Origin of the sequence: Providencia sp. PROV188 (assembly GCF_027595165.1) — a bacterium.
Classification (GTDB): domain Bacteria; phylum Pseudomonadota; class Gammaproteobacteria; order Enterobacterales; family Enterobacteriaceae; genus Providencia; species Providencia lanzhouensis.
Genome location: NZ_CP097291.1, coordinates 1,939,851 through 1,957,477 on the forward strand (window position 1 = coordinate 1,939,851; position 17,627 = coordinate 1,957,477).

13 protein-coding genes are annotated in these 17,627 nt (G+C 41.8%); 4 read left to right on the top strand and 9 right to left on the bottom strand.

Annotated elements, in window-relative coordinates:
- The first annotated feature begins 35 nt into the window (after positions 1 to 35).
- Positions 36 to 1,496 (top strand): cardiolipin synthase, encoded by a 1,461-nt coding sequence (cls, locus tag M5X66_RS08770; RefSeq protein ID WP_036956524.1) that lies wholly within the window; start codon positions 36 to 38, stop codon positions 1,494 to 1,496.
- 56 nt (positions 1,497 to 1,552) lie between these two features.
- Positions 1,553 to 1,885 (top strand): HI1450 family dsDNA-mimic protein, encoded by a 333-nt coding sequence (locus M5X66_RS08775; RefSeq protein WP_036956522.1) that lies wholly within the window; start codon positions 1,553 to 1,555, stop codon positions 1,883 to 1,885.
- 47 nt (positions 1,886 to 1,932) lie between these two features.
- Here the strand turns inward: M5X66_RS08775 and M5X66_RS08780 are convergent, their stop codons facing one another.
- From M5X66_RS08780 to M5X66_RS08815, 8 genes are all read right to left on the bottom strand, one after another.
- Positions 1,933 to 3,309: an SMI1/KNR4 family protein gene (locus M5X66_RS08780; protein ID WP_154599226.1), complete on the bottom strand. Its 1,377-nt coding sequence runs from the start codon at positions 3,307 to 3,309 to the stop codon at positions 1,933 to 1,935.
- Positions 3,310 to 3,491: 182 nt separating this feature from the next.
- Positions 3,492 to 4,490, bottom strand: coding sequence for a murein tripeptide/oligopeptide ABC transporter ATP binding protein OppF (oppF, locus tag M5X66_RS08785; RefSeq protein ID WP_036956517.1), 999 nt, complete (start codon positions 4,488 to 4,490; stop codon positions 3,492 to 3,494).
- On the bottom strand, positions 4,487 to 5,476 hold the full coding sequence (locus M5X66_RS08790; protein ID WP_270103431.1) for an ABC transporter ATP-binding protein: 990 nt from the start codon (positions 5,474 to 5,476) through the stop codon (positions 4,487 to 4,489). The genes oppF and M5X66_RS08790 overlap by 4 nt, the downstream gene beginning before the upstream one ends.
- An 11-nt stretch (positions 5,477 to 5,487) precedes the next feature.
- Positions 5,488 to 6,396 (bottom strand): oligopeptide ABC transporter permease OppC, encoded by a 909-nt coding sequence (gene oppC / locus M5X66_RS08795; RefSeq protein WP_108478075.1) that lies wholly within the window; start codon positions 6,394 to 6,396, stop codon positions 5,488 to 5,490.
- 15 nt (positions 6,397 to 6,411) lie between these two features.
- Positions 6,412 to 7,332, bottom strand: coding sequence for an oligopeptide ABC transporter permease OppB (oppB, locus tag M5X66_RS08800; RefSeq protein WP_036956512.1), 921 nt, complete (start codon positions 7,330 to 7,332; stop codon positions 6,412 to 6,414).
- A 66-nt stretch (positions 7,333 to 7,398) separates the two neighbouring features.
- Positions 7,399 to 8,985 carry an oligopeptide ABC transporter substrate-binding protein OppA gene (oppA, locus tag M5X66_RS08805; RefSeq protein WP_420720245.1) on the bottom strand — a complete coding sequence of 529 codons (1,587 nt, stop codon included), beginning with the start codon at positions 8,983 to 8,985 and terminating at the stop codon, positions 7,399 to 7,401.
- A gap of 148 nt (positions 8,986 to 9,133) precedes the next feature.
- Positions 9,134 to 10,765 (bottom strand): ABC transporter substrate-binding protein, encoded by a 1,632-nt coding sequence (locus tag M5X66_RS08810; protein WP_270103432.1) that lies wholly within the window; start codon positions 10,763 to 10,765, stop codon positions 9,134 to 9,136.
- A 617-nt stretch (positions 10,766 to 11,382) separates the two neighbouring features.
- Complete coding sequence (locus M5X66_RS08815) at positions 11,383 to 12,027, bottom strand: YchE family NAAT transporter (RefSeq protein WP_036956506.1); 645 nt, start codon at positions 12,025 to 12,027, stop codon at positions 11,383 to 11,385.
- Between the two features lie 510 nt (positions 12,028 to 12,537).
- On the opposite strand from M5X66_RS08815, the gene adhE reads away from it, so the two are divergent.
- Positions 12,538 to 15,198, top strand: coding sequence for a bifunctional acetaldehyde-CoA/alcohol dehydrogenase (gene adhE, locus M5X66_RS08820; RefSeq protein WP_108478072.1), 2,661 nt, complete (start codon positions 12,538 to 12,540; stop codon positions 15,196 to 15,198).
- Positions 15,199 to 15,404: 206 nt separating this feature from the next.
- Positions 15,405 to 16,106 carry a fimbrial biogenesis chaperone gene (locus M5X66_RS08825; RefSeq protein ID WP_154609874.1) on the top strand — a complete coding sequence of 234 codons (702 nt, stop codon included), beginning with the start codon at positions 15,405 to 15,407 and terminating at the stop codon, positions 16,104 to 16,106.
- Positions 16,107 to 16,547: 441 nt separating this feature from the next.
- On the opposite strand, the gene M5X66_RS08830 is transcribed toward M5X66_RS08825, so the two are convergent.
- A complete protein-coding gene (locus tag M5X66_RS08830) occupies positions 16,548 to 17,177 on the bottom strand; it encodes a thymidine kinase (RefSeq protein WP_036956500.1) in 630 nt (209 codons plus the stop codon).
- Between the last annotated feature and the right edge of the window lie 450 nt (positions 17,178 to 17,627).

Consider the following 17,627-nt stretch of genomic DNA (forward strand, 5'->3'; position numbering starts at 1 on the left):
CTTTTTCTCTCTGTCAGTGAGGCTTGTTATCCATTATGGCAACCGTCTACACCTTAATGAGTTGGTTACTGTTTTTCCTGTATTGGTTAATTGTTGCTGGGGTTACTGTTCGTATCCTCGTCACACGTCGCCCCGTCACTTCGGCGATGACATGGTTACTGATCATTTATATCCTGCCTCTGGTGGGGATCATCGCGTATGCCGCATTTGGTGAACTCCATTTAGGTCGACGTCGTATCGATAAAGCCCATCAAATGTGGCCATCGGTTGCCACTTGGCTGGAAAATCTACGTCTCTCCAAACATATTTTTGCTAATGATAACAGCCCCGTTGCGGAGCCATTATTCCAACTGTGTGAGAAACGCCAAGGCATTGCAGGCGTCAAAGGCAACCGTATTCAATTACTGACCACCAGCGAAGACTCACTAAAAGCCATTGCCAATGATATTAATAATGCCAAGAACTCTATCGAGATGGTGTTCTATATTTGGCAGCCAGGTGGGCTTGTCGATGAAGTCACCGAAGCCCTTCTCAATGCGGCAAAACGTGGTGTTAAATGCCGCATTATGGTGGACTCCGCAGGAAGCTGGCATTTTTTCCGCAGTGATTATCCCGATAAAATGCGTGCCGCAGGGATTGAGTTTGTCGAATCTCTAAAAGTAAACCTTATGCGTTTTTTCCTGCGCCGTATGGATTTACGTCAGCATCGCAAAATCGTTGTGATTGATAACTATATTTCTTACACCGGCAGTATGAACATGGTGGATCCTCGCTACTTTAAACAAGATGCGGGGGTCGGTGAGTGGGTAGATATTTTAGTCCGTATGGAAGGCCCTGTGAGTACCACATTAGGGATTGTTTACGCCTTTGACTGGGAGATGGAAACCGGACAACGCATTTTACCGCCACCACCAGATAGCAATATCATGCCGTTCGAGCAAGATAACGGACATACCACCCAAATGATTGCATCAGGTCCTGGGTTCCCTGAAGAACTTATTCAGCAATCATTAATGACGGCGATGTTCTCAGCTCGTAAGCAGCTGATCATGACTACCCCATACTTTGTCCCAAGTGATGATTTACTGCATGCAATTTGTACCGCAGCGATGCGCGGCGTTGATGTCAGTATCATCATGCCACGCCATAATGATTCTTTCTTGGTTCGCTGGGCCAGCCGCTCTTTTTACACGGAATTACTAGAAGCTGGCGTAAAAATCTATCAGTTTGAAGATGGATTACTGCACACCAAGAGTGTCTGTGTTGATGGGGAATTAAGCTTAGTCGGTTCAGTGAACTTAGATATGCGCAGTTTATGGCTGAACTTTGAAATCACAGTCGTGATAGACGATAAAAGTTTTGGTAGCGATCTGACGCTGGTTCAGTATGATTATATGGCTCGCTCTACACGTTTAGATATTGAAGAATGGGAACAACGCCCGTTCTGGAATCGTGTGATTGAGCGTCTGTGCTATTTCTTTAGCCCATTATTATGATAATAGCTGTGATCAAATAGCTATTATCACCATTGCTTAACCGTTAGGAAAACGTCATGAGCCAGAACCCAAGTATTAACTTAATCGATGAAGATGAAATCATTGAAATTGCCTATGACCTTTTCCTTGAAGGTGCGATGGATAACTTAGAGCCTGCCGACCAAGTGATTTTCGCGTTACAGTTCGAAGAGTGTGGCGCGGCTGAAATTGTGCCATTTAGTCAAGATTGGCATATTCTTGCCACCCAAGGATTACCTTTAGCGCAAATGAGTGAAGTGGTGATCGGGCTTGCTAAAAGCCCAGAGGATGAAATTGACGATATCTTTGCACGAATTCTTATCAGCCGTAACCCTAAGCACCCTTTCCAACATATCGAATGGAAACAGTAATCCAAAATAAAAGATGGGGGAAATATTCCCCCATCTTTTATTAAACTTTATTCTGCTAAATCCAACTGTAAATGATGCTTCTTAATATAGTGACGTAGATTATTGCGAATATAGTCACTCTTATCTAATGGGTATTTTTCCCACGCCGCCACAATATACGGTTCCACCCCGTCGACAAACTCAGGGGAACGCGCGACAGCTTGGATCGCGGTTAATGCAACTTCACTCTTATCCGCAATCATATATTCAAAGTAATTAGTGACCTTTTGGCTAAAATTTACATCATGGGAAGCCGCATATAACGCACTGACGGCAATCTGACCATCCGCATGATTAAATAAGTGTTGGAAATCTTCCACTTTGACCGCTTGCAAGTCCTTGAGGATATATCCTGCAAAGCTCACCGTGTCTGCGTGTTCGCACTGTGCTAATTTGGCTAAAATAGCCGATTGAAACTTTGCTAAATCGGATTTTTGATACCAATAAATCAGCTGCAATCCACGATTGATTTGTACTGAATTTTGGCTTTCAAGCGTTTGGGCTAAATAGTCCGATGAAGCATCAACGGAGTATTTTGCTAATACTTCCAACGCCTTCACATGGTAAACGTTGAGTGTTTCGTTATCTAATATACGAGTGAGTTGCTCAATGCCCTTTTCCGATAATGACGGTAACTTTTTCAGTCCTTCTAGTGCTGCCAGCTTCGTCTTTTCATTATCGTCATGATGAAATAGGTTGAATAACGCAGTTTCATTGCCGCCCATTCGATGCCCAAACCAGCCTGTATCGTATTGCTGAATAATTTCATCCAGCCAGCGCTCATACCAATCCAAAAAGTGGCTTTCATAAGCAAACTGATACGGTGTTGGTGAGTCACACCATTCGTGGGTATAAACCAGTCGCCCAGCATGTTTTCCCGTCACCACCAGCAGAATGTCATATGTACAGCCGCAAGTCCCAAGGTAAAACAACCCTTGGTGAAGCAAGCTTTCCCGTGAGTCGTACTCTTCATCACTGCAATCTTCCGCTAAGTGGCTGAGTGTTTGCCACTCTTTATCGCTCATGGTTGGGCTAAGCACGCAAGGTAATGCCACCGAATCATAACGATTTTCGCTGTCTTCAAAACGTTCTACGCCGTAATAAGGACCTGCGCCACCATCGCCCAATTGCGTCATAAACTGCACATATTCTTGGGGTAAATTCACCCCAATTCGGCGCTGCCACTGCGCTATCTGTGCCATATCCAAAGGTGGGTTGAGCTGATAATGGTGGCTATCCGCTCCGAACAACTCTTCATCGCTGTCCATTTGCTTAGCAAGGGGGAGTTTTTGTTGTATACGTTGAATTTGGTCATCCGCATAACGCTGGTTGATGGCTTGCCATGTCTGATGTATTTGATGGATCTGCTGCAAGTGGTCACTCATTAATGGTTACTGTCCTATCAAGTTTTAATTATTTATTTTTAGCCTTTAATATCATAGCTAACTGATTATTTTAAGTAGCAATTGGGGTTGAATTCTCTGAAAATTGTTTCGCATAAAAAAGGCTCCGCTTTATAAATGATAAAGGGAGCCTTAATACAACAATAAAACGCAAATCTTACCAATTACAGTGGATCAATTTTCAAACAAGATACTGCGTGCTTGAAACTTCCTTCGAGTAATGGGCGGGTTTTGGCGCATTCTGCATCAGCACTTGGGCAGCGTGTTCTGAATACACAGCCTGAAGGCGGATTAATGGGCGATGGCAATTCCCCTTCAAGAAGCTCAATTTGCTTATTTTTTTCCTTATCTGGATCCGGTACTGGCACCGCAGACATCAATGCGCGCGTATAAGGGTGCAGCGGGTTGTTATACACTTCATCATAAGTCCCCAGCTCCACTGCATGTCCTAAATACATCACTAATACGCGGTCAGAAATGTGTTTTACCACCGCAAGATCGTGGGCAATAAAGATTAAGGAAAGTTTCATTTCCCGCTGAAGTTCTTGCAGTAAGTTCACCACTTGCGCTTGAATGGAGACATCCAGTGCAGACACAGGCTCATCACAAATCACCAATTTCGGCTCTAAAATCAGCGCCCGTGCAATCCCAATGCGCTGACATTGACCACCAGAGAATTCATGAGGATAACGATTGATCAGGTTCGGCAATAAGCCAACTCGCATCATCATTTTCTTTACTTTTTCAGTAACTTCTTTTTGTGGCATCTTCGGATGATAAGTTTTTAGTGGCTCCGCGATAATATCTCCAATCGTCATCCGTGGGTTTAAGGATGCCAGTGGATCTTGGAAAATCATTTGGATATCGCTACGCACATTACGCCACTGCTTGTCGTTCATGGTGAGCAAGTTTTGTCCTAACCATGTCACCGTGCCGCTAGTGGATTTAACCAAACCAATTAATGCACGCGCAAATGTGGATTTACCACAGCCAGATTCCCCCACCACGCCCAAGGTTTCCCCTTCGTATAAACGCAGTGTCACTCCATCGACGGCTTTTAAACTTTTATCCGGCTGCCAGAACCATTGTTGTTTATCTCTAATGGAAAAATGCACTTTTAAGTCATTGACTTCCAGCAGCACCTGCCTATTTTCTTGGCTCATACTAATTCCTCCACAGGCTTAAAGCAGGCACGTAAACGAGATTGTGCAAAACTGGATAATTGAGGCTCTTGCTCTACACAGTGCTGGTTTGCATATTGGCAACGCGGCGAGAACGGACACCCTTTTGGTAAGCGTAACAAGTTTGGCGGATTGCCTGGAATCGTGGCTAAGTTATCGTCATCACCATCTAAGCGTGGCACTGCTGCTAATAAACCCAGAGAATACGGATGAGATGGCTGATAGAAAATATCTCGTGCGCTGCCATACTCCATCGTGCGCCCCGCGTACATCACGAGTACCTTGTCACACACACCGGCGACAACCCCTAAGTCATGGGTAATTAAGATGATCGCGGTATCAAATTCCTGCTTCAGTTCATTCAGCAAGGTCATGATCTGCGCTTGTACCGTGACGTCCAATGCGGTTGTCGGTTCATCGGCGATCAGCAATTTTGGTTGGCACAGTAGCGCCATCGCAATCATCACACGCTGGAGCATACCACCAGAAAACTCATGCGGATACATATTCATACGTTTACGGGCTTCCGGCATTTTTACCGCATCCAGCATGCGTACAGATTCTTCAAAAGCCTCTTTCTTGCTCATCCCTTTGTGCAGCATCAACACTTCAGATAACTGCGTACCGATTTTCAGGTATGGATTGAGGGAGGTCATAGGGTCTTGGAAAATCATGGAGATCTCTTCCGCACGCATGCGGTTAAGCTCTTTCTCCTTGAGGTTTAAAATCTCACGTCCATTAAACATGGCAGAGCCACCTACACGACCATTTTTTGCCAGTAACCCCATCAAAGCAAAAGCAGTTTGGGATTTACCCGAACCGGATTCCCCTACAATTCCCAGTGTTTCCCCTGCACTCAATTCAAAATTGAGTTTATTCACCGCGGTCACATCCCCATCTTGGGTAGCAAATGTGACGTTTAAATCCTGCACTGATAATAAAGGGCTTTTGCGTGTTGAATGTTCCATAAATTAGCCCCTTAGCGATCTTTCGGGTCGAGAGCATCACGTAAGCCATCGCCGATAAAGTTGAAACAAAACAGCGTGATAACTAAGAATCCTGCGGGGATCAGCAGTAACCACGGTGTGACTTCCATAGAGTTAGCGCCATCACTGAGTAAAGCACCCCAGCTACTGAGCGGCTCTTGAGTTCCTAAGCCAAGGAAGCTTAAAAATGATTCAAACAGAATCATACTTGGGACTAATAATGATGCGTAAACCACCACCACCCCCAGTACGTTAGGGACGATATGACGCAAGATAATGTGACGCGTGCTGACACCACAAACTAATGCCGCTTCAATAAACTCTTTGCGTTTTAATCCTAATGTTTGTCCACGCACGATACGCGCCATATCCAGCCATGACACCATCCCAATGGCGACAAATATCAGCAGGATGTTGGTACCGAATAAAGTCACTAACAAAATAACGAAAAACATGAACGGGAAGGAGTTTAAAATCTCCAGTAAGCGCATCATGATAGAGTCAACTTTACCGCCCACATAACCTGCCAGTGAGCCATATAAGGTTCCGACCACCACCGCGACTAATGCTGCCGCAACGCCAACCATTAAGGAAATTCGTCCACCAATTGCCACACGCACAAGTAAATCGCGCCCAGAAGCATCGGTACCAAAATAATGTCCGGTCGCCCAATCAGGTGGCGTTGACATCATTTCCCAGTCGGTATCGTCATATAAAAATGGCGATAACATCGGGGCAAAAATCACAAACATCGTAATACAAAACAGCACACACAGGCTGACAATCGCCGCACGGTTATGCATAAAGCGTCGTCTTGCATCTTGCCAAAGGCTGCGCCCTTCAATATCTAATTGCTCAGAAAAGTTTTCCAGAGCTTCACTATTTTTGTTGTTTAGTAACATAGTGTTTCCCCGGTCTTAGTAACGAATTTTCGGGTCGATGACGGCGTACAGCACATCGACGATAGCATTAAAGGCAATGGTCAATACCCCAACTAAAATCGTTAAGCTAAGCACTAACGAGTAATCACGGTTTAATGCGCCATTGACGAACAGCTGTCCAATTCCCGGTAAGCCGAAAATGGTCTCAATCACCATGGAACCCGTGATGATCCCCACGAATGCAGGTCCCATATATGAGAGCACTGGCAGTAATGCAGGTTTTAACGCATGGCGGAAAATAATGGTACGCAGCGGTAATCCTTTTGCGCGCGCAGTACGAATAAAGTTTGAGTGCATGATCTCAATCATCGAACCACGGGTAATACGCGAAATACTGGCGATATACGCCAAAGAGAGTGCCACCATCGGTAAAATCATGTGCGTGACGTTACCACCATCCCAACCTCCACCGGGGAGCCATTTCAAGTGAATGGCAAAAATCAGCACCAAAAGTGGTGCCACAACAAAGCTTGGGATGACAACCCCCGTCATGGCAAATCCCATGACTGTAAAGTCCCATTTGGTATTTTGATTTAATGCGGCAATCACCCCCGCAGTAACACCAAATAACACGGCAACCACAAAGGCTGTGGCGCCTAATTTTGCAGACACGGGAAAGGCTTTCGCAACTAAATCGTTGACGCTATAGTCTTTATATTTGAAAGAAGGACCGAAATCCCCTTGAGAAAGTTGGAATAAGTAGCTGAAATACTGCTTATACATTGGGTCATTAAGGTGATATTTCGCCTCAATGTTAGCCATGACTTCGGGTGGAAGCTTACGTTCACCAGTAAACGGGCTGCCCGGTGCGAGTCTCATCATAAAAAATGAGATGGTAATAAGAATAAATAAAGTCGGAATTGCTTCAAGCAAACGACGCAAAATAAATTTAAACATTGCCCTTTCCTACTTCTATTGCCATTAAGGCTAATGGCTGGCCCTCAAGGAGCCAGCCTGTTGTGATTAGTGCTTGATGATATACAGATCTTTAGTATGTAAATTATCTAATGGATCTTTACCCGTATATCCACCCACGTATGGCTTCACTAAGCGGGTGTTCACATAGTAGTAGAGAGGCACGATACCAGAGTCTTTATCTAAGAGCTTTTCGGCTTGTTGGTACAACTCAGCACGCTCTTCGTCCGTTTTCACCTGAAGTGTTTTCTTCATGATGGCATCGAAATCTTTGTTTTTATAATGCACGGTATTGTTACTGCTATAAGAAAGCAGCATGTTTAAGAAGGATGACGGTTCGTTATAATCCGCACACCAGCCCGCACGCGCCACATCATAGTTACCTTGGTGACGACTATCTAAGAAGGTTTTCCACTCTTGGTTTTCCAGTTTCACGTCAGCGCCAATGTTTTTCTTCCACATGGATGATGCAGCGATCGCGATACGTTTATGTAAATCTGACGTGTTATACAGTAAATTGAATTTCAGTGGATTTGATTTGTTGTAACCCGCTTCTTCCAGCAACTGTTTGGCTTTTTCATTACGCTGCTCTTGGGTCATATTGGCATACCAATCTGGTTTTTCTGTCTTCATGCCGCTGGTAAACGGTGGTGTGAAGCCATAAGCCGGAATATCACCTTGCGCTTTCACTTTGTAAGTGATGACATCTCTGTCCATTGAAAGTTTTAATGCTTCACGAACACGCGGGTCATTAAACGGCGGTTTTTCGTTATTAATTTCGTAATAATAGATACAGAGATACGGATTTACACGCAGCTCTTTTGGCATATTTTCTTGTAGTGACTTAAATTGTTCGATCGGTAAATTGCTATAGGTCATATCAATTTCACCACTGCGGTAACGGTTAACATCCGTGACTTCAGAGGAGATAGGCAGGAAAGTCACTTGGTCAATCACGGTGTTTGCGTTATCCCAATAAGTTGGGCTACGTTCTAAAACAATACGTTCGTTAACTGTCCAATCTTTTAATTTATAGGCGCCATTACCCACAAAATTGGCTGGTTGAGTCCACTTAGCACCATATTTTTCGATTGTTTTTTTATTCACTGGCGACATCGAGGAGTGTGCCAATAATTTTGGAATATAAGGGACTGCTTCACTCAAACTAATCACTAAAGTTTTATCATCCAGCGCTTTAATGCCCAGCTCTTCTGGCTTTTTCTTACCGGCAATGACGTCATCAATATTTTTGATATGTGCATACTGCAAATAACTCGCGTATGGGGATGCGGTATCAGGATCAGCGAGTCTGCGCCAGCTATAAACAAAGTCTTCGGCCGTGACAGGGTCACCATTTGACCATTTCGCGCCATCGCGAATTTTAAACGTCCACTCGGTGAAATCTTTATTTTCCCAGCTCGTAGCAGAGCCAGGTAAGATTTCACCATCAGGACCCACAATCGTAATCCCTTCAAAAAGATCTCTTGCTAAAGCCGACTCTGGAACACCTTCAATTTTATGCGGATCAAGGGATTGAGGTTCAGAACCATTGTTGCGAACCATATTTTGTTTTTCAGCCAGTTCGACACCCGCTGGTACCACTGCACCATAACTTGTCGCCATCGTCCCTGCCATTAACCCAGCAGCAACGCTTAAAGCAACAAATGTCTTATTCAGTAATTTGCTCATTATTTTGGTTACTCCCATACTATTGTTTTGGTTGTGTTGTTGATGCATCTGCTTACTGAGTCAGTAAGCAATTATTTTGTTTATTACAAAATTATTAATTAGTAGAATTAATATATAACCGCTTAATATCCATGTGATCAAGAGGGTCTTCACCTTTAAATCCTCCGATTGTGGGCTTGATCATCCTTGCACTCACACGGTAATAAACGGGAACTAGCGCAGATTCCTTATCCAGCAGGGTTTCCGCCTGTTGGTAAATCTGTTGACGAGCTTGGTCATCCGGTGCCGTTAAAGCCTCTAATAACAGTTGGTCATAGGCTTTATTTTTATAGGCCGCCGTATTGTTGCTGTTTTCTGATAGTAATGAATTCAAAAATGCAGAAGGTTCATTGTAATCGGCACACCATGTTGCTCTTGCAACCTGATAATTTCCCTCATGGCGATTTTGCAGTGTGGTTTTCCACTCTTGGTTTTGCAGTGTTACCTCTGCGCCAATATTTTTCTGCCACATGGATGCCGCTACAATCGCCTGCTGTTTATTTTGGTCTGAGGTGTTATATAGCAAGGTAAACTTGAGCGGATTTTTGGCGTTATAACCAGCCTCCGCAAGCAACTCTTTCGCACGTTGATAACGCTGTTCTGGCGTGAGCTTTGCCCATTCTGGCACTGCAAAATTACCATTATGGATAAACGTTGGCGTAAAACCGTAAGCCACCGTCTGTCCTTGATTGATAATTTTATTAGTGATGGTTTCTCTGTCTAAACCTAACTTAATGGCTTCTCGTACTCGAGGATCCGTGAATGGGGCTTTTTGATTATTAATTTCATAATAAAACGTACACAGAAACGGACGAACATACAGTTCGTTCGGCTTTTCCGCTTTCATCTTTTTGAATAGTGTTGGGGGAATAGCTGAATTACTAATATCGATTTCCCCACTGCGATAGCGATTGTTATCACTGACTTCAGAGGTAATCGCTAAGAATGTCGCTTGATCAATCTGCGTTTTTGCGTCATTCCAATATAACGGATTACGTTTGATAATAATTCGCTCGTTGACCGTCCACTCATCCAAAACATAGGCGCCATTGCCCACAAAGGAACCCGGTTGAGTCCATTTATCGCCGTACTTTTCAATGGCTTTACGGTTAACGGGTTTCATTGAAGTGTGGGAAAGCATATCGATAAAATACGGAACGGGATGGCTTAGGGTGACTTGCAAATGTTTGTCATCAAGGGCTTTAACGCCCAACGATTCTTTAGGTTTTTGACCTTTTAAAATAGCGTCTGCATTTTCGATATAAGCATTTTGTAAATAACTGGAATAAGGCGAGCCAGTTTTGGGATCCGCTAAACGCTGCCAACTATATACAAAATCCTCTGCAACAACGGGAGTGCCATCACTCCACTTGGCATCATCGCGTAAGGTAAATGTCCATACGGTGTAATTTTCATTTTGCCAATGGGTTGCCATACCAGGAACCGCCACACCATTAATATCGTCGTAAATCAGCCCTTCCAATAAATTTAAAATAATATTGCCTTCAGGTACCCCTTCGACTTTATGAGGATCGAGTGAAGTCACTTCTGAACCGTTATTGACCACTATTTTATTTATGGATGTTGTATTTAATGGGGATTTATCGGGGGTTGATGAAGCTTGAGCAGAAATTGTTAATGAGAAAATGAGACAGGAAAGTAAACTGTGCTTGGTAGTAAGTTTCATCGTTGCGCCTTCTCCATTTCATAGTTGCGGTTTTACAGTTAACGTTTCAACGTATGTTGAACGACGTTTAGTTCGCCTACACATTGTTGATTTACTACTACTCTAGTCACTGTTTCTTAAGCTGTTTTCTAATTTAACCACCAAAAGCTTTCCTTAACGGTGCAATTTTGCTCAGAAAGCTTATAAAAAAAAAGTTATAAAAAATTACATTTATTTAACATTTAAAGTTGGAGAGCCTATTAAAAAGGGGTAATACACTTCCTTAACCTTTAAATACTCAAATAAAAACAATTAGATAATAAAAAACCTTAAGTTACTCTTAAAATTTTCATCAACATTAATCCAAACATATCATTAACAATCTCTAATGAGAATAGTGAATAAATTTACGCAGCTCACATTTCCTTACTTTTTATGCCTGATTTTGCAAAAAGTGCGACACATAATCACATTTCAAATTTATCGCGTAGAGGAATTATTTTGATTGTAAAGGACGGTTTGATTACACATAACAAGCCAAAATATTTGAGTGAATATTTTGAATTCGAAAGGAATAATGGAATGAAGGGAAAGGCAGATGAGAATAGCCGTCTCGTAAGACGGCTAAATAACACTCACTATAAAAGTCCTGGAAATATGGCTTTAACACCCGTTACAGCGATTTCGATACCTAATGACATGAGTAGTAGCCCCATGATACGAGTGACAACGTTGATGCCCGTTTGCCCTAAGTAACGAACCAGTAAAGACGCAGAGCGGAACAACAGCCAACAGCAAAAAGCGAACAAAATACTGGTTAACGCTAAACCAATAAAGTTCTGCCAGCCAGTCCATCGCGATGACCAGACAATGCACGAACTGATTGCACCGGGACCCGCCATTAACGGAAGCGCTAACGGTACCACTCCAATACTATCGCGCACTGCGGTTTCTGTTTTTTCTTGTTTGTTCTGTTTGTCCTCACCAATTTTACCGCTGATCATCGATAGCGCGATGGTGACAATCAGAATTCCCCCCGCGATGCGGAATGAGTCAATTGAAATACCAAACAGCTGTAATATCGAGTCCCCCACCAGCAACGATGTACAAAGAATAATTGCGACTGATGAGTTGGCTATCGTATTAGTTCTATTGCGGCTCGCAACGGTTTGATAGTTTGTCATACTAATAAACACAGGCAGGATACCAACCGGGTTTACCAACGCAAATAGACCAATAAAAAATTTAATATAGCCTGATAAATCAAGTAATGTTGCGCTCACCCATTAATACCCTCATAAAATTCTTAAACAAGAAACGCTTACCTGAACTAATTTTATCACTGAAATCGCTAAAATCCTTAGTTAAAGAACAATTTTGTGCATCTTAGTAGAATTATTTATTGCAACTTATCTTAATGACCAAAAAAGAATGATTTATTCACCTCTTTTTAGCGATAAATTAATCATTTTTTTGCAAATCAATGAATCCCATAAAAACAGCATGCTGAATGGAGTCAGCTTGCATACTTTGTGATTTAGATCACTTTATTAAATTCCCTTTTTGTTAATCTAGTCTCAACTGATAAACGCGGTAATCAATCAGTTAATTTTTACTTTTTGAGCTATTTATCTGAGATTTATAAGCCAATTAGCATGGGCGAAAAGCATTATTATTAAGTTTATCTATACTGTTGTTTTGGGTGGTCGTTTTAGATGTTCTAGTCACAACAGCTTTTTTTAGATGCTTTGCTCATTGGCTTAAAAATTTTAACTTTATCAGGAGTAATCTATATGTCCGTAACAAACGTTACTGAACTCAATGAACTTGTTGCTCGTGTCAAAAAAGCTCAACGTGAATTCGCCAGCTTCTCTCAAGAGAAAGTGGATCGTATTTTCCGCGCCGCTGCTCTTGCTGCTGCTGATGCACGAATTCCATTAGCAAAACTCGCAGTTGAAGAGTCAGGCATGGGGATTGTTGAAGATAAAGTGATTAAAAACCACTTCGCTTCTGAGTATATCTACAACGCATATAAAGACGAGAAAACCTGTGGTGTTCTATCTGAAGACCCAACTTTTGGTACCATCACCATTGCTGAGCCGATTGGTATTATCTGCGGTATCGTTCCAACCACTAACCCAACCTCTACCGCAATTTTTAAATCATTAATTAGTTTAAAAACCCGTAACGCTATTATTTTCTCTCCACACCCACGCGCTAAAATTGCGACTAACCGTGCTGCTGAGATTGTATTGAACGCGGCCATTGAAGCTGGCGCACCAAAAGATATTATTGGCTGGATTGACTCCCCTTCTGTTGAGCTATCCAATGCGCTGATGCACCACCCTGACATTAACCTGATCTTAGCTACAGGTGGTCCAGGCATGGTGAAAGCGGCTTACAGTTCCGGTAAACCTGCGATTGGAGTGGGTGCGGGTAACACGCCAGTTGTTATCGATGAAACCGCAGACATCAAACGTGCCGTTGCCTCTATCTTAATGTCAAAAACATTTGATAACGGCGTAATTTGCGCATCTGAACAATCTGTAGTGGTGGTTGATGCTGTTTATGATCAAGTTCGTGAGCGTTTCGCTACCCATGGCGGCTACCTGTTACAAGGTAAAGAGCTCAAAGCGGTACAAAATATCATTTTAAAAGATGGCAACTTAAACGCGGCTATCGTGGGTCAACCTGCATTTAAAATTGCAGAAATGGCGGGCGTTATCGTTCCTGAAACCACTAAGATCTTAATTGGTGAAGTCAAACTTGTGGATGAGTCAGAGCCATTCGCTCATGAAAAATTGTCCCCACTCTTAGCAATGTATCGCGCTAAAAACTTTGAAGATGCAGTAGAGAAAGCTGAACAGTTAGTGGAAATGGGCGGTATCGGTCACACCTCTTGTCTCTATACTGACCAAGATAACCAACATGACCGTGTCAGCTATTTTGGCGAAAAAATGAAAACGGCGCGTATTTTGATTAATACTCCTGCGTCTCAAGGCGGTATCGGTGACCTGTATAACTTTAAACTGGCGCCGTCTTTAACCTTGGGTTGTGGTTCTTGGGGGGGTAACTCCATCTCTGAAAACGTGGGACCAAAACATTTAATCAATAAGAAAACCGTGGCAAAAAGAGCTGAAAATATGTTGTGGCATAAACTTCCTAGTTCAATCTATTTCCGCCGTGGATGTCTTCCAATCGCTTTAGAAGAGATAGCCACTGATGGTGCGAAACGCGTCTTTATCGTGACCGATAGCTACTTATTTAATAATGGCTATGTTGATGAAATTGTCGATGTTCTGAAAAAGCACCATATTGAAACCGATGTTTTCTTTGAAGTCGAAGCTGACCCAACATTATCCGTTGTGCGTAAAGGTGCTGCTCAAATGCAAGCCTTCCAACCGGATGTGATCATCGCTTTAGGTGGTGGTTCCCCAATGGATGCTGCGAAAATCATGTGGGTGATGTACGAACATCCAGAAACACACTTTGAAGAATTAGCATTACGTTTTATGGATATCCGTAAACGTATTCACAAGTTCCCAAAAATGGGTGTGAAAGCAAAACTGGTCGCTATCACCACCACTTCAGGTACAGGTTCAGAAGTGACGCCATTTGCTGTTGTGACGGATGATAAAACAGGTCAAAAATACCCATTAGCGGACTACGCATTAACACCAAATATGGCGATTGTTGATGCTAACCTCGTGATGAACATGCCTAAATCCTTAACCGCGTTTGGTGGTTTGGATGCAGTGACTCACGCATTAGAATCTTATGTTTCTGTTCTGGCAAATGAGTTCTCTGATGGTCAAGCACTCAAAGCACTGACCCTGTTAAAAGATTATCTGCCAGCAAGCTACCATGAAGGAGCAAAAAATCCAGTAGCAAGAGAGCGCGTTCATAATGCGGCAACATTAGCCGGTATTGCTTTTGCTAACGCCTTCTTAGGGGTTTGTCACTCAATGGCGCATAAACTGGGATCGGAATTCCATATTCCACACGGTTTAGCAAACGCCCTATTGATTTGTAACGTAATTCGTTTCAACGCAAATGATAATCCAACTAAGCAAACAGCATTCAGCCAATATGACCGCCCTCAAGCACGCCGCCAATACGCTGAGATTGCAGACCACTTAGGATTAACCAAAGCAGGCGACCGTACTGGTGCGAAGATTGAACGCTTACTGGCTTGGTTAGAAGAGATGAAAGCGGATTTAGGCATTCCTAAGTCTATCCGTGAAGCCGGCGTTGCCGAAGCGGACTTCTTAGCTCACTTAGATAAACTGTCTGAAGATGCATTTGATGACCAATGTACTGGCGCTAACCCACGTTATCCGCTGATATCTGAAATTAAACAACTGTTACTGGATTCTTACTACGGTCGTGAATTTACTGAAAAAAGTGCAGAGCCAGCAGCACCAAAAGCTGAAAAGAAAAGCAGTAAAAAATAGTTAACTCGTTGATGGCTTAGCCATTAATACATAAAAAAGGCTTCAAAAGATTTAGGATTTTCCTAACGCTTTTGGAGCCTTTCTCGTTATTTCGTCATAATACTTTATACTTATCTTAGGTGTCCATCTGGAAAAATATGCGATCCGCAAATTGATGCTTTCCAATCGACAATGATTTTTCCTTTATTGTGGATTAATAAGCTGATATGAAAAAACTGGCTGGCGTTACCTACATACTTTTATTCATAGTAAGCTTTTTCGCTTACAGTGCTGGCTTGCGTTTGGAACAAACTCGATTAATCCTAAATAGCACTAAATCCAATGCAACATTTACCATTGTGAATGATGATTTGAACCCCTATCTAATTCAGACCTCTGTAACTGAACAACTTGAAGGTGCCAAATCCCTTTATTTTGCTGTGACACCACCACTGTTCAGATTAGATGCAAATAGTAAGTTTAGTGCTCATGTATTATTAAAAAATGAAAGGGAATTACCCGTAGATAGAGAATCTCTGTTCTTTTTAAATACACGGGCTATTCCCGCCCCAAAGCATCCTAATGAACAGAAAAATGATGCCAAACGCTCGTTTGTGACGAATATCGTGATTAAAGTCTTTTACCGCCCTCATCAACTGGCAGTGCCTAATAATGCGGTATTTCAGCAAGTGACTCTAAAAAAACAGGGAAAACAATGGATGTTTAATAACCCTACCCCCTATTATCTCACGGTGGTAAACCTCAAATATAACCAGCAAAACTGTAGGAAAAGCCTGATCCTCACGCCATTTAGTGATACTGAAATCACTGGTCTACAAGGTCATATTTCCCAAGCTAGTTGGCAGATGATTAATGATTTTGGTGGTCTCTCTGACATTATTATTTATCCGCCAGTTAAGAGTAAATAAGTCAATAATCCCCATTTGACTGGTGCGCTTTTCTCTATTTTTGTTTTTATTGACGATGTTGGGGTTTCCTGCAATCACACTCGCCATTGATGATAGTTTGAAGTTTTCATTACAACGACCGTTTTTAAATGCTGAAATGCTAAATTTCATTGCGCCCTACAGTTTCGAGTAAATTTGCATTTTTTGATTATATGATATGTGCCAAAGTGTGAAATTAAACTGCCATAAAAAGAAAGCCCCATGTTAAAAACATGAGGCTTATCAAATCTCACTCAATCCGGTTTTATTCTATGAACGCTGAAACTTTATCTGCTATGCATCCCTTTTAAGAACTAGCGAGCTGAGTATTTTATTAATTCATTTACTTTATTTGACAAAAATATCTTAATAATCTGATATTCCTATTTGTAAACTATATAACTCATTAATCTTAATTAATGATTATTTGAAGTTAAACGGTATTTTTTCAATTGCACCGCTATTCATTAATTGAGCTTGCTTGATAGCGTCTGAGTAATGCTTTCGACAAACTGAAATATACTTTTCATTCCCGCCGATATCCACTTGATCCCCCTCATATACTGGGATCCCATCACCACCAATCCGCAAAACTTTATTTGCCTTACGTCCACAGTAGCAGACGGTTTTTAACTCAACGAGTTTATCTGCCCATGCTAATAAATATTGGCTTCCTGCAAACAACTCTCCGGAAAAATCCGTTCGTAAACCATAACAGAGTACCGGAATGTCTAAATTATCGACGACATCACATAATTGCTCTACTTGCTGTTTTGTCAGAAATTGGCATTCATCAATAAGTACGCAATGTACTTTTTGAGCATTATTCTCGTTTTTGATAATTTTTGCCATATTCGTTATAGGCGAAAATAATAACGCATCCGCAGATAAACCGATCCGCGAAGATACCTTACCTTGACTGAAGCGGTTATCGATCTCAGCGGTAAAAATCAGCGTACGCATTCCACGTTCGTGATAGTTATAGGAAGATTGTAATAATGAAGTCGATTTACCCGCATTCATCGCAGAATAATAGAAATATAGCTGTGCCATTGGGCGGTTCCCTAAAAAATAATATTCGCGAATACTTTAGCATAAAGGTTTTTTAAGATTAACTTAAACCTATGTAGATAAGTAAGTGTATGAATTTCCATCCATCACTATGTTAAATTAGTTCCTTTAGATCACACATCATCTGTGTTGTAGACAATTAATCTCAAACTGATATTAACTTTATCTGGTATAGATATTGGCACATATTGCTAAGTTTATTCTGTCAAAAAAAGAAAATTTCCGTTAAAGACATCCATTGATACATCGACAAACAAAAGGTAATGGTTATCACTAGGCTATTAATATAAATTTTAGTGACATTTTCTAATTACCTTTTTTCATTAGTACCGTTATTGATAATAGAGCAATTTATAGCAACGAAAATTTTTATAATTCTTTTGTAAAAAAATTGCATTCGTTAAAGATAACTTTTAAACTACCGAAGTAATT